Source organism: Rhodopseudomonas telluris (assembly GCF_042432815.1).
Lineage (GTDB): Bacteria > Pseudomonadota > Alphaproteobacteria > Rhizobiales > Xanthobacteraceae > Rhodopseudomonas > Rhodopseudomonas telluris.
In genome coordinates this window covers 159,946-181,620 of sequence record NZ_JBHLWM010000008.1, presented here as the reverse complement: position 1 = coordinate 181,620, position 21,675 = coordinate 159,946, and the positions used below count along the sequence as shown (strand labels likewise).

The 21,675-nt window shown below is 66.8% G+C and carries 17 protein-coding genes; 5 read left to right on the top strand and 12 right to left on the bottom strand.

Annotation, left to right across the window (positions count from 1 at the left end; all coding sequences use genetic code 11):
• Nucleotides 1–2 precede the first annotated feature (2 nt).
• The 3 genes from curA to guaB all read right to left on the bottom strand — a co-directional run bounded on the left by curA (nucleotide 3) and on the right by guaB (nucleotide 3,423).
• A complete protein-coding gene (curA, locus tag ACFFJ6_RS18485) occupies nucleotides 3–1,028 on the bottom strand; it encodes an NADPH-dependent curcumin/dihydrocurcumin reductase (protein ID WP_378390507.1) in 1,026 nt (341 codons plus the stop codon).
• A gap of 135 nt (nucleotides 1,029–1,163) precedes the next feature.
• Nucleotides 1,164–1,907: an NAD(P)H-dependent oxidoreductase gene (locus ACFFJ6_RS18480; protein ID WP_378390505.1), complete on the bottom strand. Its 744-nt coding sequence runs from the start codon at nucleotides 1,905–1,907 to the stop codon at nucleotides 1,164–1,166.
• A 19-nt stretch (nucleotides 1,908–1,926) separates the two neighbouring features.
• Nucleotides 1,927–3,423 carry an IMP dehydrogenase gene (guaB, locus tag ACFFJ6_RS18475; RefSeq protein ID WP_378390503.1) on the bottom strand — a complete coding sequence of 499 codons (1,497 nt, stop codon included), beginning with the start codon at nucleotides 3,421–3,423 and terminating at the stop codon, nucleotides 1,927–1,929.
• Between the two features lie 413 nt (nucleotides 3,424–3,836).
• Here guaB and ACFFJ6_RS18470 point away from each other — a divergent pair, with 413 nt between their 5' ends.
• The gene (locus ACFFJ6_RS18470; RefSeq protein WP_378390501.1) at nucleotides 3,837–5,324 is read left to right on the top strand and encodes an MFS transporter; all 1,488 of its coding nucleotides are present in this window, start codon (nucleotides 3,837–3,839) and stop codon (nucleotides 5,322–5,324) included.
• Nucleotides 5,325–5,667: 343 nt separating this feature from the next.
• Here the strand turns inward: ACFFJ6_RS18470 and ACFFJ6_RS18465 are convergent, their stop codons facing one another.
• Entirely contained in the window at nucleotides 5,668–6,363 is a 696-nt protein-coding gene (locus tag ACFFJ6_RS18465; protein WP_378390499.1) for an RlmE family RNA methyltransferase, read from the bottom strand.
• Nucleotides 6,364–6,580: 217 nt separating this feature from the next.
• Nucleotides 6,581–7,648, bottom strand: a complete 1,068-nt coding sequence (locus ACFFJ6_RS18460) for a Ppx/GppA phosphatase family protein (protein WP_378390497.1) — start codon at nucleotides 7,646–7,648, stop codon at nucleotides 6,581–6,583.
• A 230-nt stretch (nucleotides 7,649–7,878) separates the two neighbouring features.
• On the opposite strand from ACFFJ6_RS18460, the gene ACFFJ6_RS18455 reads away from it, so the two are divergent.
• Entirely contained in the window at nucleotides 7,879–10,254 is a 2,376-nt protein-coding gene (locus ACFFJ6_RS18455) for a xanthine dehydrogenase family protein molybdopterin-binding subunit (RefSeq protein ID WP_378390495.1), read from the top strand.
• A 417-nt stretch (nucleotides 10,255–10,671) separates the two neighbouring features.
• Here the strand turns inward: ACFFJ6_RS18455 and ACFFJ6_RS18450 are convergent, their stop codons facing one another.
• A complete protein-coding gene (locus ACFFJ6_RS18450; protein ID WP_378390493.1) occupies nucleotides 10,672–11,889 on the bottom strand; it encodes an ABC transporter substrate-binding protein in 1,218 nt (405 codons plus the stop codon).
• A 190-nt stretch (nucleotides 11,890–12,079) separates the two neighbouring features.
• Nucleotides 12,080–12,880, bottom strand: coding sequence for a hypothetical protein (locus ACFFJ6_RS18445; RefSeq protein ID WP_378390491.1), 801 nt, complete (start codon nucleotides 12,878–12,880; stop codon nucleotides 12,080–12,082).
• Between the two features lie 106 nt (nucleotides 12,881–12,986).
• On the opposite strand from ACFFJ6_RS18445, the gene ACFFJ6_RS18440 reads away from it, so the two are divergent.
• The 3 genes from ACFFJ6_RS18440 (at nucleotide 12,987) to ACFFJ6_RS18430 (ending at nucleotide 16,566) form a co-directional block, all read left to right on the top strand.
• Nucleotides 12,987–13,481, top strand: coding sequence for a YaiI/YqxD family protein (locus tag ACFFJ6_RS18440; RefSeq protein WP_378390489.1), 495 nt, complete (start codon nucleotides 12,987–12,989; stop codon nucleotides 13,479–13,481).
• A gap of 10 nt (nucleotides 13,482–13,491) precedes the next feature.
• Nucleotides 13,492–15,303 carry an ABC-F family ATP-binding cassette domain-containing protein gene (locus tag ACFFJ6_RS18435; protein ID WP_378390487.1) on the top strand — a complete coding sequence of 604 codons (1,812 nt, stop codon included), beginning with the start codon at nucleotides 13,492–13,494 and terminating at the stop codon, nucleotides 15,301–15,303.
• A gap of 180 nt (nucleotides 15,304–15,483) precedes the next feature.
• Nucleotides 15,484–16,566, top strand: a complete 1,083-nt coding sequence (locus tag ACFFJ6_RS18430) for an alanine racemase (protein WP_378390485.1) — start codon at nucleotides 15,484–15,486, stop codon at nucleotides 16,564–16,566.
• Between the two features lie 342 nt (nucleotides 16,567–16,908).
• On the opposite strand, the gene ACFFJ6_RS18425 is transcribed toward ACFFJ6_RS18430, so the two are convergent.
• The 5 genes from ACFFJ6_RS18425 to ACFFJ6_RS18405 all read right to left on the bottom strand — a co-directional run bounded on the left by ACFFJ6_RS18425 (nucleotide 16,909) and on the right by ACFFJ6_RS18405 (nucleotide 21,512).
• Nucleotides 16,909–18,147 (bottom strand): BaiN/RdsA family NAD(P)/FAD-dependent oxidoreductase, encoded by a 1,239-nt coding sequence (locus ACFFJ6_RS18425; protein ID WP_378390483.1) that lies wholly within the window; start codon nucleotides 18,145–18,147, stop codon nucleotides 16,909–16,911.
• 277 nt (nucleotides 18,148–18,424) lie between these two features.
• The gene (locus ACFFJ6_RS18420; RefSeq protein WP_378390481.1) at nucleotides 18,425–19,342 is read right to left on the bottom strand and encodes an SDR family NAD(P)-dependent oxidoreductase; all 918 of its coding nucleotides are present in this window, start codon (nucleotides 19,340–19,342) and stop codon (nucleotides 18,425–18,427) included.
• 17 nt (nucleotides 19,343–19,359) lie between these two features.
• Nucleotides 19,360–19,827, bottom strand: a complete 468-nt coding sequence (locus tag ACFFJ6_RS18415) for a MaoC family dehydratase (protein WP_378390479.1) — start codon at nucleotides 19,825–19,827, stop codon at nucleotides 19,360–19,362.
• Nucleotides 19,828–19,917: 90 nt separating this feature from the next.
• The gene (locus tag ACFFJ6_RS18410) at nucleotides 19,918–20,892 is read right to left on the bottom strand and encodes an NADPH:quinone oxidoreductase family protein (RefSeq protein WP_378390477.1); all 975 of its coding nucleotides are present in this window, start codon (nucleotides 20,890–20,892) and stop codon (nucleotides 19,918–19,920) included.
• Entirely contained in the window at nucleotides 20,892–21,512 is a 621-nt protein-coding gene (locus ACFFJ6_RS18405; protein WP_378390475.1) for a 2-hydroxychromene-2-carboxylate isomerase, read from the bottom strand. The genes ACFFJ6_RS18410 and ACFFJ6_RS18405 overlap by 1 nt, the downstream gene beginning before the upstream one ends.
• Between the last annotated feature and the right edge of the window lie 163 nt (nucleotides 21,513–21,675).

Sequence of the window (21,675 nt, the reverse complement as noted above, 5' to 3'; positions counted from 1 at the left end):
CGTTACGCCTTGTCGGCGCCGACGCGAACCAGCTGCTTGCCGAAATTCGCGCCCTTGAGCAGGCCAATGAACGCCTCCGGCGCGCTCTCGACACCCTCGGTGACGAACTCCTTGTACTTCACCTTGCCGTCGCGCACCCATTCCGACATCTCGCGGAGAAACTCCTGACGCCGGCCGGCGAAGTCGCTGACGATGAAGCCCCGGATGTTGAGCCGCTTGGTCAGCACATGACGCATCAACGCCGTCGCCCATTTCGGGGTGGGCGGAGTCTCGAACGCGTTGTACTGAGCGATCAGACCGCACACCGGCATGCGGGCGAAATTGTTGAACAGTGGGAACACCGCCTCGAACACTTCGCCGCCGACATTCTCGAAGTACACGTCGATGCCGTTCGGGCACGCCGCCTTCAGCTTGGCGGCGAGATCGGGATCGCGATGATCGAGGCAGTCGTCGAAGCCGAGCTCCTTCTTGACGTAGTCGCACTTCTCCTTGCCGCCGGCGATACCGACCGCGCGTGCGCCCTTGATCTTAGCGATCTGCCCGACCGCCGAACCGACCGCGCCGGATGCCGCGGCGACCACGACAGTCTCGCCTTCCTTCGGCTGGCCGATGTCGAGCAGACCGGTGTAGGCGGTCATGCCGGGCATGCCGAGCACGCCGACCGCGGTCGAGATCGGACCGAGCGACGGATCGATCTTACGCAGCGGCTTGGCGTCGGCCACCGCGTGCGTCGCCCAGCCGCTGTGCGCCAGCACGATATCGCCCTTGGCGAATCCGGGGCTCTTGCTGTCGATCACTTCGCACACCGTGCCGCCTTCCATTACGCCGCCGACCGGAACCGGCTGGGCGTAGGACGGGCCGTCGCTCATGCGGCCGCGCATATAGGGATCGAGCGACAGCCAGATCGTCCGCAGCAGCACCTGTCCCTCGCCTGGCGTTGGCACGTCGACTTCCTCGAGGCGGAAATTCGCCGCGGTCGGCTCACCGACCGGACGCGAGGCAAGAACGATACGCTTGGCCTTGGACATTGCGTTTCCTTTTTTAGGGCTTATTGAGAGAGCGGGCTTGGAGGCCGGATTGTATGCGACTGCATCCAATTCGCCAACTGCGGAGAAGATTGCCAACAAACCGGCTAACGTCGGGGAACGCAGTTCTGCGTTGGCCTAGGGCTGGTGGCGCATGAACGGCGAATAACTCGGAGCGGTCGAAATGATCCGTCCATCCTCGCCCCACTCCGCCATGCGGTTGAACGGCACGTTGGGGCGTTCGCCGATCGTTTGCAGGGCTCGGCTCCAATCCACGACGATGTCCCGGAGCCGCGCCTCGATCGTTTCCGGATCGGAATAGCGAATCCCGCTTTCGACCCCATAGGCCACGAACGGCTTGACAACGTCGAACCCCACATAGGCCAAGTTGAAATTGACCGGCCACAGCATCAGGTCGATGTCTCCACTACGGCCATTGTAGGCGTAGGTCGCCTCGCTGGTGCCGACCGTCACCGACAGCATCGCCCGCTTGCCTTTGAAGCGGCCGTTTTCGAACCGCATCCGGCTTGTGTAGATCTCGCCATAGGCGAACACCCGATCGAACCAGCCCTTCAGGATCGCCGGCGGCATATGCCACCACATCGGATACTGCAAAATCACGAGATCGGACTGATCGAGCCGAGCTATCTCATCCGCGACATGGTTCGGCAGCGTGTGGTTCGCGGAGGCGTGCCGCTGCTCGCTTTGCGCGTCGAACCGATTGGGATCGTTCGGGTGCACAAAGTGCCTCGCCGCTTCGCAAGGATCGAACCCCATCGCGTAAAGATCAGAGACCGTGACTGTCCATCCCTGCTCGGCAAGCACCCGCTGCGCGGTCGCTGCAAGATGAGCGTTGTAAGAAGCCGGCTCCGGATGTGCCAATACGATATGGGCTCGCACCTCACACCCCGCCCGGGTAGTTCGGGCTTTCGCGGGTGATGGTGACGTCGTGGACGTGGCTTTCGCGCAGGCCGGCGCCGGTGATGCGGACGAACTGGGCCTTGCTGTGGAATTCGCCGAGGTCCTTGGCACCGACATAACCCATCGCGGCGCGCAGGCCGCCGGCAAGCTGATGCACGACGTTGCCGACCGGACCCTTGTACGGCACCTGGCCCTCGACGCCTTCCGGCACCAGCTTCAGCGTGTCCTTGATGTCCTGCTGGAAGTAGCGGTCGGCCGAGCCGCGCGCCATCGCGCCGACCGAGCCCATGCCGCGATATGCCTTGTAGGAGCGGCCCTGCCACAGGAAGACTTCGCCGGGCGTCTCGTCGGTACCAGCGAGCAGCGAGCCGACCATGGCGATGTCGGCGCCGGCCGCCAGAGCCTTGGCGAGATCGCCGGAGTACTTGATGCCGCCGTCGGCAATCACCGGCACGTCGGCCTTCTTGCAGGCCTCGACCGCGTCCATGATGGCCGTGAGCTGGGGAACGCCGACACCGGCGACCATGCGGGTGGTGCAGATCGAGCCCGGGCCGATGCCGACCTTCACCGCGTCCGCGCCGGAATCGATCAGCGCCTGAGCGCCCTCGCGGGTCGCGATGTTGCCGGCGATCACCTGCACGGCGTTGGAGATGCGCTTGATCCGCGTCACCGCTTCGAGCACGCGGGCCGAATGGCCGTGCGCGGTGTCGACGACGACGAGATCGACGCCGGCTTCGATCAGCCGCTCGGTGCGCTCATAACCGCCCTCGCCCACCGTGGTCGCTGCTGCGACGCGTAGACGACCCTGCGCGTCCTTGGACGCCAGCGGATGCGCGACCGCCTTCTCCATGTCCTTGACGGTGATCAGGCCGACGCAGCGATATTGATCGTCGACGACCAGCAGCTTCTCGATGCGATGCTGATGCAGCAGCTTCTTGGCTTCGTCCTGGCTGACGCCCTCGCGCACCGTGACGAGATTCTGATGCGTCATCAGCTCCGACACCTTCTGCGACGGATCGGTCGCAAAGCGGACGTCGCGGTTGGTGAGGATACCGACCAGCTTGCCGGGGCCGTGGCCCTGGGCGCCGGTGACCACCGGAATGCCAGAGAACCCGTACTGGTTCATCAGCGCCAGCGCATCGGCGAGCTTGGCATCGGGGCTGATCGTCAGCGGATTGACCACCATGCCGGATTCGAACTTCTTGACCTGCCGGACCTGCGCGGCCTGACCTTCCGGATCGAAGTTGCGGTGGATCACGCCGATGCCGCCGGCCTGCGCCATCGCGATCGCCATCCGCGCCTCGGTGACGGTGTCCATCGCGGAGGCAATGATCGGGACGTTCAACGAGACCGAGCGGGTGATGCGCGAGCGGATGTCGACTTCGGACGGCAGCACGTCCGACAGGCCGGGCTTCAGCAGCACGTCATCGAACGTGTAGGCTTCCTGAAACTGCGGGGATCCGTTCACTGACGCCATGGCCAACTCCGTTCAGCGGCGACGATGGCCGCGCTCGATCTTGCGGGGACGGGAGACACATTCGGCGCCGCAAGAGGCGACGCCGTCGAATCGAGCCCGTCGGTAGGGTTGGCGGTGGTCGATATCATGGCGATATGACGAATCATAGGGGGAAGCGGACAGAGCGCCGCAGGCCTGCGAAGACAGCGCCCGACCTGGTCGCAACGGCAAAAATGCCCTAAATTGACCATTCTGGAGAAACCGGTCGGCCAGGCTCCGATTGCGCCAGCCTGAAGCGGACTCGGCCGAGCGTTCCCTGGGCAAGCAAGGGAACCCGCCGGTCACGCAGGATTTAGCTCCTTTAATGCCGTCGGCAATGGCGGCCATCCGGGTCCGATGCTACAGCCCGGGCTCCCTCCTCGACCTCATCCGGCATGCAAAAAGAACGACTGATCCCGCTGATCGTGGCCGCTGCGCTGTTCATGGAGAACATGGACGCCACCGTGATCGCAACGTCCCTGCCGGCGATCGCGGCGGATATCGGCACCTCGCCGCTGACGCTGAAACTGGCGATCACGTCGTATCTGCTGTCGCTCGCGGTGTTCATTCCGGCATCCGGCTGGGCTGCCGACCGGTTCGGAGCCCGCACGGTGTTTTCGGCCGCGATCGCGGTGTTCATGGTCGGCTCGATCGGCTGCGCGCTGGCGCATTCGATCAACGACTTCGTCGCCGCCCGCATCTTGCAGGGCCTCGGCGGCGCGATGATGACCCCCGTTGGCCGGCTGGTGCTGCTTCGCTCGATCGACAAGGCGGCGCTGGTCGGCGCGATGGCATGGATGACGGTGCCGGCGCTGATCGGCCCGGTGATCGGGCCACCGCTCGGTGGATTCATTACCACCTATTTCTCCTGGCACTGGATCTTCCTGATCAACATCCCGATCGGGCTCGCCGGCATCTTCTTCGCGCAGCGCTACATCGATCCGATTCGGAGCGAAAATCCCGAAAGGCTGGACGTCTACGGGCTGGTGCTGGCCGGCGTCGGCCTCGCCGGCATCGCGTTTGGCTTATCGGTCGCCGGGCTCGGCCTGCTGCCCTGGCCGGTGGTCACCGCGCTGATCGTTGTCGGCTGCGGCTCGATGCTGCTGTATCTGCGCCATGCCCGCCGCACCGCCTCGCCGGTGCTGGACTTCTCGCTGATGCGGCTGACGACGCTGCGCGCCTCGCTGACCGGCGGCTTCCTGTTCCGGCTGGGCATCGGCGCACTGCCGTTCCTGCTGCCGCTGCTGATGCAGATCGGCTTCGGCCTGTCGCCGTTCCAATCCGGCCTCGTCACCTTCGCTTCATCGGCCGGCGCGATGGGCATGAAGCCGCTTGCGGCACGCATTATCCGCACCTTCGGCTTCCGCCGGATCATGACCATCAACGCGCTGGTCAGCTCGGTCTTTCTCGCCGCCTGCGCGCTGTTCACACCGGCGACGCCGCTGCTGCTGATCATGATCATCCTGCTGGTCGGCGGCTTCTTCCGCTCGCTGCAGTTCACCGCCATCAACACGGTGGCCTATGCGGAGGTGCAGACGCCGCAGATGAGCCGCGCCACCACGCTGGTCAGTGTCGGCCAGCAGCTCGCGATCTCGGCGGGCGTTGCGGTCGGCGCGTTCTCGGTGGAGGCCACCATGGCGCTACGCCATTCGCCGGCGCTCGGTGCCGACGATTTCGCCCCTGCCTTCGTGGTTGTCGCGGTGCTGACGGCGCTGTCGGCGTTCTCGTTCTGGCGGATGCCGGACGATGCCGGCAGCGAGATTTCCGGGCGGAAGGCGATCGATATCTCAAGCCGCAAGGGCGAAGTCAGCGCGGTCAGCAGCACCGCCACCAAGAAAGCCGTGGAAGAGACCCAAGATGCCCGCGATCAGCGGCTGGGATAGCGACTACCTCAGGGGCTCGCCATCACGATGGTCCGGCTCGCCGTGCCGGACTGCGAGGCGGAGGACGTCCGAACAGACCGGGCAACGGTAATGGGGGACGTCGAAACTCGCATTGGCGTGCTCAACTGCGACGAGTTCGCGATCGACGCCGCAGGCCCGGCACATCGGGGTCAGAATATCCATTCGCAGGCCCCTCGCGTTTCTCAGCCCGGCGAAAGCCTAGGAGAGTCTGCGAAATCGGCTCTGTAAATTGATACCCCAACGCAACAAATAATGCGTTACTCACCTACAATATATGCAAGACGCTCGCAGTTTGCGATCGAACGTTGGGTGCACCCTTGTGTCAAACCTGTGGCACGTCCGATGTGCCGCGAAATCCCATCGCCAGCACGTAGCGCTCGGAGGAATCCTTGCGGCTGGCGGCCGGCTTGACGTGCTTGACCGTCGCGAAATCGCGCTTGAGCTGATTCATCAGCGTCGCGTCGGCGCCGCTCTGGAACACCTTGGCGACGAAGGTGCCGCCCGGCTTCAGCACTTCGCTGGCGAACTGCGCGGCGCTCTCGACCAGGCCGACGATGCGGAGCTGATCGGTCTTGCGATGGCCGGTGGTGTTGGCTGCCATGTCGCTCATCACCACGTCGGCGCCGCCGCCGAGCATCTCGCGTAATTTGTCCGGCGCGGCATTGTCGAGGAAGTCGAGCTGGGCGAAGGTGACGCCGGGGATCTCCCCCATCTCAAGCAGATCGATCGCGATCACCTTGCCGCGGCCTTCCGCGGCGCGGGTGCGCTTGGCGGCGATCTGGCTCCAGCCGCCGGGCGCGGCGCCGAGATCGACCACCGCGAGGCCCGGCTTGAGCAGGTGATACTTGTCGTCGATCTCCAGCAGCTTGTAGGCGGCGCGCGAGCGGTAGCCGTCGCGCTTGGCCTGCGCGACATACGGATCGTTGAGCTGGCGCTCGAGCCAGAGCTTCGACGACAGCTTCATCCTGCCGGCGCTCTTGACGGTGACGCGCATCCGTCCGGTGGTGTCTTTGGCCATGGCCCTGTCTGTGCGTGGTGAACCCGCGTTGCTTAGCAGATGAGCGGGGAAAAGACAGCGCGGAACCGGCGGTGGAAAGAAAGCCGCGGGCTCCGCCCTCGCCCCGTCATTGCGAGGAGGCGAAGCCGACGAAGCAATCCAGCGCCGTGCACCGGGCTCTGGATTGCTTCGCTGCGCTCGCAATGACGGATCGAGAGGCCGCGCGCGGAATTGAAGCTCAGCCGCCCAGCACGCCGTCCGCCTGCATCATCTCGAGCAGCATGCCCTCGCGCAGACCACGATCGGCGACGCGCAGCCGCGGCAGCGGGAACGCGGCGCGCACCGCATCGAGGATGGCGCAGCCGGCCAGCACCAGGTCGGCGCGCTCGGTGCCGATGCAGTGGTTCTGGGCGCGGTCGTGATAGGTCATGGTGCGCAGCCGGTCGATCGTCATGGTCAGCTCGGCGTCGTCCATCCAGATGCCATCGACGCGGCGGCGGTCGTAGCGGATCAGATCGAGATGCAGCCCGGCCAGCGTCGTCACCGTGCCGGAGGTGCCGAGCAAATGCAGGCCGCCGAGATCGTCGCCATGCGCGGCGGCGAACGGCGCGACGTGCCTGGCGACTTCCGCCACCATCGCCACATAGCTGCCCGGCGTCACCACCTTGCCGCCGAACTGCTCGGCCAGCGTCACCACGCCGAGCGGGATCGACATCCAGGCCCGGATCTGCGGCGGCAGATCGGGCCGCGCCGGATCGCGCGCCAGCCGCACCAGCTCACTGGAGCCCCCGCCGATATCGAACAGGATCGCGCCGCGGCCGGCGGTGTCGACCAGCGGCGAACAGCCGGTCGCGGCCAGCCTGGCCTCGGTCTCGCGATCGATGATTTCAAGCCGGATGCCGGTGGCATGGGCCACCTTGTCACAAAACTCGTCGGCATTGACCGCGGCGCGGCAGGCCTCGGTCGCGATCAGCCGCTGCCGGGTGACGTGCCGCTGCCTGATCTTGTCGTGGCAGATCGCCAGCGCCGAGATCGCCCGCGCAATCGCGGCGTCGCTGATCCGTCCGGTCGCGGACACGCCCTCGCCCAGCCGGATGATCCGGGAGAACGAGTCGACCACCCGGAAGCTGTCGCCGGCGGGTCGTGCGATCAGCAGGCGGCAGTTGTTGGTGCCGAGATCGAGCGCCGCATAGACGGCGCCGTGCGGCGCCACCGTGTCATGCTCGTCCTCGCCCGCCGCAACATGCGCGTGCTGCGGATCTTCGCGCGGCACAGGACCGCCGCGGAGCCGCATCTCCTCGTCCATCAATTTGGTCTTTCGTGGCCGTCCGGCCGACGTCGTGATCACGTTTTCACGGAAAGTTTAGCAGCGCCCGGCTGTGGCGCAACCCACCGCACGGCCCGCATTCCGGATCATGCGTTGTGGCGCCGCCGCCGGGGGCCTATTTGGAGGTAATTGCCCTCCTCGCCAAGCCCTTGCGGACATTTGCTGCGCCCTGCGGCGGTCCGCACCCCTCACGTGCTGGAACGAACCGGATGCAGGACCACACCTCGAAAGCGTCGCTCGACACCTCCATTGCGCTGCAGAAATTCGGCGTCGGCCAGCCGGTCCGGCGCAAGGAGGACGACACGCTGGTGCGGGGCAAGGGCCGCTACACCGACGATTGCAGCCTACCCGGCCAGCTCACCGCCGTCATGGTCCGCAGCCCGCATGCCCACGGCGTCATCCGCGGCATCGGCACGGAGGCCGCGCGCGGCATGCCCGGGGTACGCGGCGTCTACACCGGCGCCGATCTCGCCGCCGCCAATTATGGGCCTTTCACCTGCGGTCTGCCGATGAAGAGCCGCGATGGCGCGCCACTGCTCCAGACCAACCGTCTGGCTCTCGCCACCGACAAGGTGCGCTTCGTCGGCGATCCGGTTGCGTTCGTGGTCGCCGACACGCTGGCGCAGGCGCGCGACGCCGCCGAGGCGGTCGAGCTCGATATCGAGCCGCTGGACGCCGTCACCGACGCCGAGGCCGCGCTACAGCCCGGCGCTCCGCAGCTCTACGACCACATCCCGAACAACGTCGCGCTGGACTATCACTTCGGCGACACCGACGCGGTGAACGCAGCTTTCGCCTCCGCCGCGCATGTCACAACGCTCGATATCGAGAACACCCGCGTCGCCGCGGTGCCGATGGAGCCGCGCGTTGGCCTCGCATCCTACGACGCCAACACCGGCCGCTACACCATCCAGCTCCCGACCCAGGGCGTCTCCGGCAACCGCAACACGCTGGCGAAGCTGCTCGGCGTGCCGAACGACAAGGTCCGCGTGCTGACCGGCCAGGTCGGCGGTTCGTTCGGGATGAAGAACATCTCCTATCCGGAATACATCTGCATCCTGCATGCCGCCAAGGACCTGGGCCGGCCGGTGAAATGGACCGACGAGCGCTCCACCGCATTCCTGACCGACAGCCACGGCCGCGGCCAGCAGATCCACGCCGAGCTGGCGCTCGATGCCGCGGGGCATTTTCTCGCCATCCGCCTCAGCGGCACCGGCAATCTCGGCGCCTACATCACCGGCGTCGCGCCGCTGCCGCTGTCGCTCAACGTCGGCAAGAACATCGGCAGCGTCTATCGCACGCCGCTGCTCAGCGTCGATATCAAATGCGTCGTCACCAACGTCACGCTGATGGGCGCCTATCGCGGCGCCGGCCGGCCCGAGGCGAACTACTTCCTCGAGCGCCTGATCGATCGCGCTGCCGACGAGATGGGCATCGAGCGCCTGACGCTGCGCAAGCGCAATTTCATCAAGCCGGCGCAACTGCCATTCACGGCCTGCTCCGGCGTCACCTATGATTGCGGTGATTTCGCCGGCGTGTTCGCCGACGCGCTGGAGCATGCCGACTATGCGGGCTTCGCGCAGCGCAAGAAGGACAGCCGCAAGCGCGGCAAGCTGCGCGGCATCGCGGTCGGCTCCTATCTCGAAGTCACCGCGCCGCCAAGCCCCGAGCTCGGCAAGATCGTGTTCGAAGCGGACGGCACGGTGCGGCTGATCACCGGCACGCTGGATTACGGCCAGGGCCACGCCACGCCGTTCGCCCAGGTGTTGTGCGCGCAGCTCGGCGTGCCGTTCGACGCGGTGCGGCTCGAACAGGGCGACAGCGACATCGTTCACACCGGCAACGGCACCGGCGGGTCGCGCTCGATCACCGCCAGCGGCCAGGCGATCGTCGAGGCGTCCCAGCAGGTGATCGCCAAGGGCAAGGCCGCCGCGTCGCACGTCCTCGAAACGGCCGAAGCGGATATCGAATTCGAGGCCGGCCGCTTCACCGTCGCCGGCACCGACCGCAGCATCGGCATCATGGAGCTGGCGCAGAAGCTGCGGGACGCCAAGCTGCCGGACGGCGTGCCCTCCTCGCTCGACGTCGACCACGCCACACAAGGTCCGCCCTCCGCCTTCCCCAATGGCTGCCACGTCGCCGAGGTCGAGGTCGATCCCGACACCGGCGTCACGCAAATCGTGCGCTACACCGCGGTCAATGATTTCGGCACGGTGATCAATCCGATGATCGTCGCCGGACAGCTCCACGGCGGCGTCGCCCAGGGCATCGGCCAGGCGCTGATGGAGAAGATGAGCTACGACGCCAGCGGCCAGCCGATCACCGGCTCGCTGCAGGACTACGCACTGCCGCGCGCCGAAGACATCCCGCTGATGACGGTCGCCGATCATCCGGTGCCGACGCCGGCCAACCCGCTCGGCACCAAGGGCTGCGGCGAAGCCGGCTGCGCCGGCTCGCTCGGCAGCGTCGTCAACGCCGTGCTCGACGCCCTCAAGGACGTCGGCGTCAAGTCCCTCGACATGCCGCTGACCTCGGAAAAAGTCTGGCGCGCGATCCGGGAGGCGAAGCAGAGCGCAGCGGCGTGAGACGGGGCGCTGCCCTAGACGGCGCTGTCCTTAAAGGGGGCCTCGCTCCAATCACCGCCGTCATCGCCCGGCTTGACCGGGCGACCCAGTATTCCAGAGAATCGCGTTGTTGAACCGCAGCGCGTGTAGCACCCGCACTGCTTCCCCCATCCACGCCCTGGAATACTGGGTCCCCCGCATGCGCGGGGGATGACGCTCGGCTTTGTGGCACTGCCGCCTCCCCATTTGCTGCGTCATGCGCGGGCTTGCCCCGCCTGCGCGGCCGTAACCGCTTCGGCGCGGCGAAGGCCGCGCATCCATCGCGCGCGTGAGCGCGCCAGCGCGACACCTTTCGAAGAGGATGGATCGCCGGGTCGAGCCCGGCGATGACGTTTGTTGGTTGCGGGGGTCGTGGACTCACGACACCCGCAGATGCGCTCAATCCGTCTTCACCAGCGGACAGCCGCCGTCCTTGAGCGGGCGGAAGGCCTGGTCGCCGGGGACTTCGGCCAGCACCTTGTAGTAGTCCCACGGCGCCTTCGACTCCTCGGGCTTCTTGACCTCGAACAGAAACATCGAGTGCACCATGCGGCCGTCCTCGCGCAGGAAGCCGTTGTCGGTGAAGGCGTCGCGCACCGGCAGTTCGCGCATCTTGGCCAGCACCGTCTTGGTCTCCTTGCTGTTGGCCGCCTTGACGGCCTTGAGATAATGCAGGGTCGCGCTGTAGGTCGCGGCCTGGTTCATCGTCGGCATCCGCTTCATGCGCTCGAAATACTTCTTGCCGAATGCGCGGGTGCGGTCGTTGAGGTCCCAGTAATAGGCTTCGGTGATGATCAGGCCGTTCGCCATCTTCAGCCCGAGGCTGTGGATGTCCGAGATGAACATCACGATGCCGGCGAGCTTCTGGCCGCCGGACACGATGCCGAATTCGGCCGCCTGCTTGATGGTGTTGATGGTGTCGCCGCCGCCATTCGCCATGCCGATGATCTTGGCCTTGGACGACTGCGCCTGCAGCAGGAACGACGAGAAATCGGCATTGTTGAGCGGGTGACGCGCGCTGCCGACGATCTTGCCGCCGTTCGCCTTCACCACCTCGCCGGTATCGCGCTCGATCGAATGGCCGAACAGATAGTCGGCGGTGATGAAGAACCAGGTGTCGCCGCCGTTCTTGACGATCGCCGAGCCGACGGTGTGGGCGTTGGAGTAGGTGTCGTAGGTCCAGTGCGCCGTGTAGGGCGAACACGACTTGCCGGTGATGTCCGACGACGCCGCGTCGGTGACGATCATGATCTTTTCGAACTTCTTCGACATCTCCATCGCGGCGAGCGCGGTGGCCGAGGTCGGCAGGTCGACGATCATGTCGACGCCTTCGTTCTCGTACCATTTGCGCGCCAGCGACGCGGCGATGTCGGGCTTGTTCTGAACGTCCGCCGAGATGAATTCGATCGGCTGGCCGAACATCGTGCCGCCCATCTCCTCGATCGCCATCTTGGCGGCCTCGACGTTGCCCTGTCCGCCGATGTCGGCATACACCGACTGGAAGTCGCCGAGCAGGCCGATCTTCAGCGGGCCCTGTTGCTGCGCGAAGGCGGACGCGCCGAGCAGCAGCGGCGCAGCCAGCGTCACCGCTGCCGCCGCACGTTGAATGAAGTGCATGTTTCCTCCGGAGTCTTTTTTGATTTGTTGTGTCGGCCTTGTCGCCGGCCTCGCGTACGTGCTGGTGTGCCCCCTTCCCCTGATGCCGCGTTGGCGTGATGCTCATTCTCGCCGGTCCCGCACGAACCGCGCGCGGGGCAGAACGTCGCAGCCTGCGAGCTGATTCTCCGCGTCGCGGACCAACCGCGGACTACGCGGCGGCCTGCTGCCGCGGCGCAAAAATCGCGACGTGATGGCAGTGCGCGACCGGAGTGGTGCCGTTCGCCACGATCAGCGCGTCGAATTCGGCGAAGCGGTGGCCCTTCTTGTCGTAGTTGGCCGTCACCCGCGCACGCGCCGTCAGCACGTCGTCGCCGCGCGCCGCCGCGAGCAGCTGCATCTTTGAGCCGACATGAATCCACGGCCCGAGCACGACATTGTCGACCAGCACGCGGTTCATGATCCGCTGGAGCGTGCCGGGATGGACCAGATCGCCCGACCGATAGATCGGTTCGGTCTCGCGGATCTCGTCCAGGTACTCGCGCAGCTTGGCGCCGCCCCAGCTCACCGGCGCGGTGCCGAACCAGTGCCCTTCCGGAAACGAGCCCGCACCGACCGGCGGCCGGGTCGCGACCACGGGCGTGTCTGGATATGCGGCGACATCGACCACCGGTGCCTGCGCCGGCAACGAGGCGCTGCCCGTCGCACACAGCTCGCCGCGGCTTTCGACGCTGAGCGCGACGCCGTTCCCCTGCGCCTCACCTGTGACGGTGGCGATCTCGCCGTCATAGACCGGCTTGACGAACCGCGCCTCGATCAGCCCGCGCTCCAGGAAGTCGCGGCCCCAGCGCGCGACCGGCAGGTGCATCATATAGGCCATCACCTCGACGCCCGGGACCAGTCCGCCGGAAAAGCCGAACCGCCGCGCCACGGTGTCGTCGTGCATCTTGTTTTCGGATTTGGTGGCGGTGTTGAAGGCGCGGACGCGCCAGGGCTCGAACGGAGCGGCCATGGATTCTCCCGGTTTGTTCGATCTTGTTGGCGATCGTGTCCGGCGATGCTACGCCAGCCCCGCCGCGGGCGTAAAGCGCCCTCGCCAGCCCATGCATCGAGAGCGAATGACCGAATCCGCGCCCACCCGCATCTATGTCGACGCCGACGCCTGCCCGGTGAAGGACGAGATCTACAAGGTCGCGGAGCGCCACGGCCTGCCGGTGAGCGTGGTCGCGGGCAGCTTCATCCGCGTGCCGGCCCATCCGCTGATCGAGCGGATCGCGGCGGGTTCCGGCATGGACGCCGCCGACGACTGGATTGCCGAGCGCGTCCAGCCGGGCGATATCGTGGTCACCGCGGATGTCCCGCTGGCGAGCCGCTGCGTCAAGGCCGGCGCCGAGGTGCTGGCGCCGAACGGCAAGCCGTTCTCCGAGGCGTCGATCGGCATGACGCTGGCGGTGCGCAATCTGATGACCGATCTGCGCTCGTCGGGCGAGATCACCGGCGGCCCGCGCGGCTTCACCCCGCGCGACCGCTCGGCGTTTCTGTCCGCGCTCGACACCACGATCCGCCGGATCGCCCGCCGCCGCCCCTCGCCGCCGGCGCAACCTCAGACGTAATGGACCACGAATGGCCCCGCCGCTGATCCAACTCAAAGACATCGCGCTGACCTTCGGCGGCGCGCCGCTGTTCGACGGCGTCGAACTCAGCGTCTCGGCCGGCGACCGGCTGTGCCTGATCGGCCGCAACGGCTCCGGCAAATCGACGCTGCTGAAGATCGTCGCCGGCCTGATCGAATCCGACCGCGGCAGCCGCTTCGTGCAGCCCGGCGCCACCATCCGCTATCTGCCGCAGGAGCCGGACTTCGACGGCTTCAAGACGACGCTGGCCTATGTCGAAGCCGGCCTCGCGCCCGGCGACGAGCACTATCAGGCCGCTTATTTGCTGGAGCAGCTCGGCCTGCACGGCGACGAGGCCCCGTCGAATCTGTCCGGCGGCGAAGCGCGCCGCGCCGCGCTGGCGCGCATGCTGGCGCCCGATCCGGATATCCTGCTGATCGACGAGCCGACCAACCATCTCGACCTCACTACGATCGAATGGCTGGAAAGCGATCTGGCGCAGCGCAAGAGCGCGATCGTGATGATCAGCCACGACCGCCGCTTCCTCGCCAACCTGTCGCGCGCCACCGCCTGGCTCGACCGCGGCGTGATCCGCCAGATCGACCGCGGCTTCTCGCAATTCGAGTCCTGGCGCGACGATATCCTGGCCGAAGAAGAGCGCGATCAGCACAAGCTCGACCGCAAGATCGTGATGGAAGAGCACTGGCTGCGCTACGGCGTCTCCGGCCGCCGCAAGCGCAACGTCAAGCGCCTCGCCGGGCTACATGAACTACGCGCGCAGCGCCGCGACTATCGCGGACCGACCGGCAGCGCCAACCTCGCCGCCGCCGAGGCCGACAAGTCCGGCAAGCTGGTGATCGAGGCCAAGGGCATCAACAAGGCCTGGGGCGAGCGCACCATCGTCGACAACTTCTCGATCCGCATCAATCGCGGCGATCGCATCGGCATCGTCGGCCCGAACGGCGCCGGGAAGACCACGCTGATCAGCCTGCTGACCGGCGCCGAGCCGCCCGACAGCGGCAGCATCCGGCTCGGCACCAATCTGGAAGTCGCCACGCTCGATCAGCACCGCGACAGCCTCGACGCCAAGACCTCGCTGGCCGAGGCGCTGACCGGCGGCCGCGGCGATCAGGTGATGGTCGGCGGCAAGCCGCGCCACGTCATCGGCTATATGAAGGACTTTTTGTTCAAGCAGGAGCAGGCCCGCACGCCGCTCGAAGCGCTGTCCGGCGGCGAGCGCGGCCGGCTGATGCTGGCGCGCGCGCTGGCGAAGCCGTCCAACCTGCTGGTGCTCGACGAACCGACCAACGATCTCGACCTCGAGACGCTGGACGTGCTCGAGGAGATGCTCGGCGACTACGAAGGCACGGTCATCCTGATCAGCCACGACCGCGACTTCCTCGACCGCGTCGTCACCTCGGTGATCGCGCCCGAGGGCGATGGCAAGTGGATCGAATATGCCGGCGGCTATTCCGACATGCTGGCGCAGCGCGGCGCCGATCTCAGCCGCGCTCCGGTCGCGAAGGCCGCGAGCGAGGCCAGCACCGCGAAGCCGGTCGCAGCACCGGCATCCGCGCCGAAACGCAAGATGAGCTTCAACGACAAGCACGCGCTGGAAACGCTGCCCAAGACCATCGCCAAGCTCGAAGCCGAGATCGCCAAGCTACAGGCCGAACTCGACGACCCGCAACTGTACGCCCGCGACCGCGCGAAATTCGACAAGCTCTCCGCCGCGATGGCCAAGGCGCACGACGACCACCAGGCCGCCGAGCACCGCTGGCTCGAACTCGAAATGCTGCGCGAAGAGATCGAAAGCGCGTGAGACGCAGACGCGTCACACGCACCGCCCTCATCCTGAGGAGCACCGCGTAGCCCGGAGGGCGCAGCGGTGCGTCTCGAAGGATGTGCCACACAACTCATGGTTCGAGACGCGCAGCTTCGCTGCGCTCCTCACCATGAGGGCGTACCCAATGTCCTGTGCTTCAACAACCGGAGCCCACCGATGACCACACCCCTCGCCGCCAAGATTGCCCGTGAGGTCGGCACGCCCGCGCTGGTAATCGACATGGACCGGGTCGAGCATAACATCGCGCGAGTGCAGGTGATGTGCGACGCGGTCGGCGTCGCCAACCGGCCGCATATCAAGACGCATAAGTCACCACTGCTGGCGCAGATGCAGATCGCTGCCGGCGCCAAGGGCATCACCTGCCAGAAGCTCGGCGAGGCCGAAGTGATGGCGGAGGCCGGCATCGACGACATTCTGATCAGCTACAACCTTCTCGGCGACGAGAAGATGGCGCGGCTCGGCGCGCTGCACGAGCGCGTCGACATGACCGTCGCCGCCGACAATGAGGTGGTAATCGCCGGCCTGCCCGCCGCCGCCGCGCGCGCCGGTCGCCCGCTCGGCGTCGTGGTCGAATGCGACACCGGCCGCCAGCGCGCCGGCGTCGAGACGCCCGGCGAAGCGATCGCGCTGGCCCGCGCCATCGCTGCATCGGATGGGCTCGTCTTCAAGGGCTTCATGCTGTACCCGACCGAGGACGGCTGGCCGCGCGCGCAGCGCTTCTTCGACGAGGCGCTGGCCGGCATCCGCGCCCACGGCCTCGACGCCGCGATGGTGTCGACCGGCGGCTCGCCCAACCTGAAGAACCTCGGCCGACTGAAGGGGGCCACCGAGCATCGCCCCGGCACCTACATCTACAACGACCGCATGCAGGTCGCCGCCGGCGTCGCCGGTTGGGACGATTGCGCGCTGACCGTGTATTCCACCGTGGTCAGCCGCGCCGGCCCGGAGCGCGGCATCCTCGACGCCGGCTCCAAGACCCTGACCTCCGATCCCGGCGGCGGCCTCGACGGCTTCGGCCTGATCCTCGACCACCCGGAAGCCCGCATCGCCAAATTCGCCGAGGAACACGGCTTCCTCGACCTCTCCCGCAGCAACTCACGCCCGAACGTCGGCGACGTTGTGCGGATCGTGCCGAACCACGTCTGCGTGGTCGTCAACATGGTGGACGAAGTGGTGATGGTGCGCGGCGAGGAGATCTTGGGCGTGCTGCCGGTGGCGGCGCGGGGAAAGCTGAAGTAATCGCAAATTACTCCGCGCGCGCTGCTGGTCCCGACCGCGGCTACGCTGTTGCCCCCGCCCTAACGTTTCGTCATTCCGGGGCGCTCGCGTAGCGAGCGAACCCGGAATCCATACCCCCTGGACCCGCGGTAGACAAAGACGGCGCAACGCCCGTGCTATCTCGCAAGCGCAGGGGTTATGGATTCCGGGTTCACGCTCCGCGCGCCGCGGAATGACGAAAGGGGATGTGTTAGCGTTGCCCTCGCGCGCCCTCGTCCGTCATTGCGAGCGAAGCGAAGCAATCCAGCAGCGCCAAGCATGGCGTCCTGGATTGCTTCGCTTCGCTCCTCGCAATGACGAAATTTATCGCCCCAGATACTTCGCCGCGCCGCGCCCGGCCGCAACGCCGGTCGCGAAGCACGCCGTCAGCAGATAGCCCCCGGTCGGCGCTTCCCAGTCGAGCATCTCGCCGGCGGCGAACACGCCGGGCAACTTCCGCAGCATGTAATCATCGTCGATCTCGCCCAGCGCGATGCCGCCGGCGCTGGCGATCGCGCGGGCGATCGACGCAACGCCGGTGAGGCGCAGCGGCACGGCGTTGATCAGCGCGGCGAGGTCGGCCGGCGACAGCGACGCCAACGCGCGGCCGGCCGCGTGCGTCGTTTCCTGCAGCAGGCCGATTGCGGCCGGCGTCAGCCCCGCCGTTTTGCGCAGCCAGGTCGACAGCGACTGCTTGCCCTTCGGCTTGGCGAGCCGCAGCGCGAGTTCATCACCACTGAGATCGGGCCGCAGCGCAACCATCAGCCGCGCCTCGCCGGTCGCCAGGATAGCATCGCGCAGCGGCGCGGACAGCGCGTAGATCGCGCCGCCCTCGATGCCATCCCGTGTGATCACCGCCTCGCCGCGCACGACGCCGCCGCCGCCGCCGAAGGCAAGCGCCACGTTCTTCAAAGGCGCGCCCTGATACTTGTCCGCGAACAGCGCCGACCACGCGGTGGTGAAGCCGCAATTCGCCGGCCGCAGCGGTGCGATCGCGATCCCCTTGGCGGCGAGCAGCGGGACCCAGCCGCCGTCCGAGCCGAGCCGCGGCCAGCTGGCGCCGCCGAGCGCCAGCACCGTCGCGCGCGCCGCGATGTTGGCGACACCGGTCGCGGTGTCGAAACGCAGACGGCGTTGATCGTCCCAGCCGGCCCAGCGATGCCGCAGCCGCAGCTGCACACCCTGCTGGTCGAGCCGGCGGAGCCAGGCGCGTAGCAACGGCGAGGCTTTCATCGCCACCGGGAAAACGCGGCCGCTCGACCCCACGAAGGTCGGCTGGCCCAGTTGCTCGGCCCAGGCACGCAGCGCATCGGGCGGAAACGCTTCGATCGCCGGAGCGAGCCGCGTCTGCGCGGCGCCATAGCGCGCGAGAAAATCCGGCAGCGCTTCGCTGTGCGTCAGATTGAGTCCGCCGCGCCCCGCCAGCAGAAACTTCCGCGCCGGCGCGCCCATGCCGTCGAACACGACGACGCGCGCGCCCGCCTGCGCGAGTTGCTCGGCCGCGATCAGCCCGGCCGGCCCCGCGCCGATCACGGCAGCGTCGATGTCGAGGATGTCAGCCACGGCGGCTATGTCCGATGGAAATCATCGGGCCGTTATACACGAACCTGGAACGGCGCAGAGACTCCGGGTTCTCGTCCGCGCCCCGGAGCGGGTCGTGGAGAGGATCCCGCCCTCTCCTCCGTCATTCCGGGGCGCGAGCGTAGCTCGCGAACCCGGAATCCACACGCCCTGGAGTCGCGCTAAAGGCACGACGCCTCAACGACCGTGCTCCACACCCCGCGCGGGGGTTATGGATTCCGGGGCGCGCCTCGCGGCTCGCCCCGGATGATGTCCAGAGTCACATCTTGATGCCGAGCCGCGCAGCCGCCTGGGCGACGTATTTCTGGGTCTGCTGGAAGGCGCCTTCCAGCGCCTGGGCCTTGGAGTCGTCGATGATCTCCGCGAAGTGCGCGGCGATTCCGTCGGGGGTCCATTCGGACTCCGGCAGGTTGATGCCTTCGGTCTCGATGATCTTGATCTGCGCGAACGAGCCGGCGCCGGCGCCGAGCGTGGTGCGGGTGGGCGCGTTTTCGCTGAGCAAGAACAGTACTGCCGGCGTGATCGCCTCGGGCTTCATCAGCTGCAGCGCCTGCGGCGGCAGCAGCTCTTCGGTCATACGGGTCGCGGCGGTCGGCGACACGGTGTTGACGCGGATGTCGGTCTTGCGGCCTTCCTGCGCCAGCACGTTCATCAGGCCGACGATGCCGGCTTTGGCCGCGCCGTAATTGGCCTGGCCGAAATTGCCGAACATGCCCGACGACGAGGTCGTCAGCACGATGCGGCCGTAGTTGCGCTCCTTCATGCCGTCCCACACCGCCTTGCAGCAGTAGAACGTGCCGGCCAGATGCACGTCGATCACCTTCTGGAAATCGCTCAGCTCCATCTTGCCGAACGACTTGTCGCGCAGAATGCCGGCATTGGCGACCAGCAGATCGACGCTGCCCCATTCCTCGGTCGCCTTGGCGACCATCGCCTGGACCTGCTCGTAGTTGGAGACGTCGGCGCCGTCGGCCATCGCGGTGCCGCCGGCCTTCCTGATTTCCTCGACCACGGTCTCGGCCGCGGTCATCGAGCCGCCGGTGCCGTCCCGCGCGCCGCCGAAATCGTTGACGACGACCTTGGCGCCGAGCGCCGCGAGGCCGAGCGCATGCGCGCGTCCCAGACCATTGCCTGCGCCGGTGACGATGGCGACGCGTCCGTCGAACCTGATAGCCATGTGTTTGCTTCCCCGGATTATTGTTCGAAGTAGATCAGGCCGAGCCAGTCGGCGACCAGCGCGGAGCGCTTCTCGCCCTCGATCTCGACATTGACGCTGGTGCGCGACAGCAGCTCTCCCGGCTTGCGCCAGGTCGCTTCGGCCAGCATGAAACGGCCGCGCACGCGCATGCCGGCTTTCACCGGCGAGATGAAGCGCAGCCGGTCGAATCCGTAATTGACGCCCATGGTGACGCCCTTGATCTTCGGCATCGCCTCGTAGCTGAACACGCTCAGCATCGACAGCGTCAGGAAGCCGTGGGCGATCGTCGAGCCGAACGGCGTCTCGCGTGCGGCACGCTCCGGATCGACATGGATGAATTGCCAGTCCTCGGTGCAGTCGGCGAAAGTGTCGATCCGCTTCTGATCGAGCACGTGCCATTCCGACACGCCGATCTCGCTGCCGACCATCTTGAGATACGCGTCGCGTTCGACTTCAGCGCCCATTCGATCCTCGTTGTTTTGCGGCGCACATTCCACATTTGACGAACCCGCGCCAAGCGAAATCTTCGCCGGCGCGGGCTGAGCAGTTCCGCGTTACGGGATCAAAGCGACCCGGCCGATCGCCTTGCGGTCGATCAGCAGCCGCATGCCGCGGGCCCATTCGACGAGCGGCACGCGATGCGAGATATTCGGGCGCAGCACGCCCTTTTCGGCGAGATCCAGCAGCGTGACGCTGCGCTGCTCGCCGAGCGCGGGATCGCGCCGCACCGCCTCGCCGGCGCGGACGCCGACCACGCTGGCGCCCTTCATCAGGATCAGATTGGTGCGTGCCAACCCGATGCCGCCGGTGAAGCCAATCACCAGCAGCCGCGCGCCCCAGTTGATACAACGGACGCTGTCTTCGAAGATCTCGCCGCCGACCGGATCGAACACCACGTCGGCGCCACGGCCGCCGGTGATGCGCTTCACCGCATCGCGGAACGGCTCGGCGCCGTACAGCACGCCGTGATCGGCGCCGCGCGCGCGGGCCACCTCGAGCTTCTCCTCGCTCGAGGCCGCCGCGATCACCGTGGCGCCGAGATACTTGCCGACCTCGACCGCGGCAAGGCCGACGCCGCCGCCGGCGCCATGCACCAGCAGCACCTCGCCCTTCTTCAGATGGCCGCGCTCGACCAAGCCGTGCCACGCGGTGCCGTGGCCGGCCAGATAAGTCGCGGCCTCGGCGTAGTCGAAGGTCGACGGCGCCGGCGTCAGCTGCGAGGCCGCCGTCACCACTTCTTCCGCGTAAGCGCCGAACCGCAGCTTGACGATGACGCGATCACCGAGCTTGACGCTGTTGACGCCCTCGCCGAGCTCGATCACGTCGCCGGCCGCTTCCATGCCGGGAATGAACGGCAGCTCCGGCTTGAGCTGATACTCGCCGGCGCACATCAGGATGTCGGGGAAGTTGATGCCCGCGGCGCGGATCGCGACCCGCGCCTCGCCCGGCTTCAAGGCCTTGCGCTCGACCTCTTCCAGCCGCAGCGTCTCGGGGGGGCCGAGTTCGCGGCACATCACAACCTTCGGCATCAGGCGGCACCCGCTTTGCTGCGGATCAGCGCCTCGCGGATGAGCGGCAGGCGATCATTGCCAAAATACATGTCGGTCTTGTCCACGAAGATCGTCGGCGAGCCGAAGCCGCCGCGCGCGATCACTTCGTCGGTGTTGTCCTTGAGCTGATCCTTGATGGCCGGCTCGGCGATGCCGGCAAAGAACGCCTGCGGATCGAGGCCACACCTGGCGCAGATCGCCGTCAGTACCTCGTCCTTGGAGATGTCCTGATCGTCGCCCCAATAGGCTTCGAACACCGCGGTGGCGAACGGCACCATCGCGTCCGGCTTGTCGCGCAGCAGCCACAGGCAGCCGCGCATCGCCTTGACGCTGTTCACCGGAAACACGCTCGGCGGCATCTTGATCGCCAGATTGGACGAGCGCGCCCAATCCGCCAGATCCTTCTTCATGTAGCGCGCCTTCAGCGGCACCGGCGTCTTGCGCGATTCGTACACGCTCGGATTGACCGAGTTGAAGATGCCCCCGACCAGGATCGGCCGCCAGGTGATCTCCACCCCCATCTCCTTCGCCAATGGTTGGATGTTGTGAAAGGCGAGATAGGTCCAGGGACTGGAGCAATCGAAGAACACTTCGAGCATCGGCGTTTCCTTTTCTTGGTTGTTGTTGTTGGTCGTGTCTGTCTGTTGTTGTTAGTTGCTGTTGTTGGCGAACTCATCCCGCGTAAAGCGATCAAACTCTCGTTCGTCATTCCGGGGCGCGCGCAGCGCGAACCCGGAATGACGAACGCAAATGTCTCGCTTC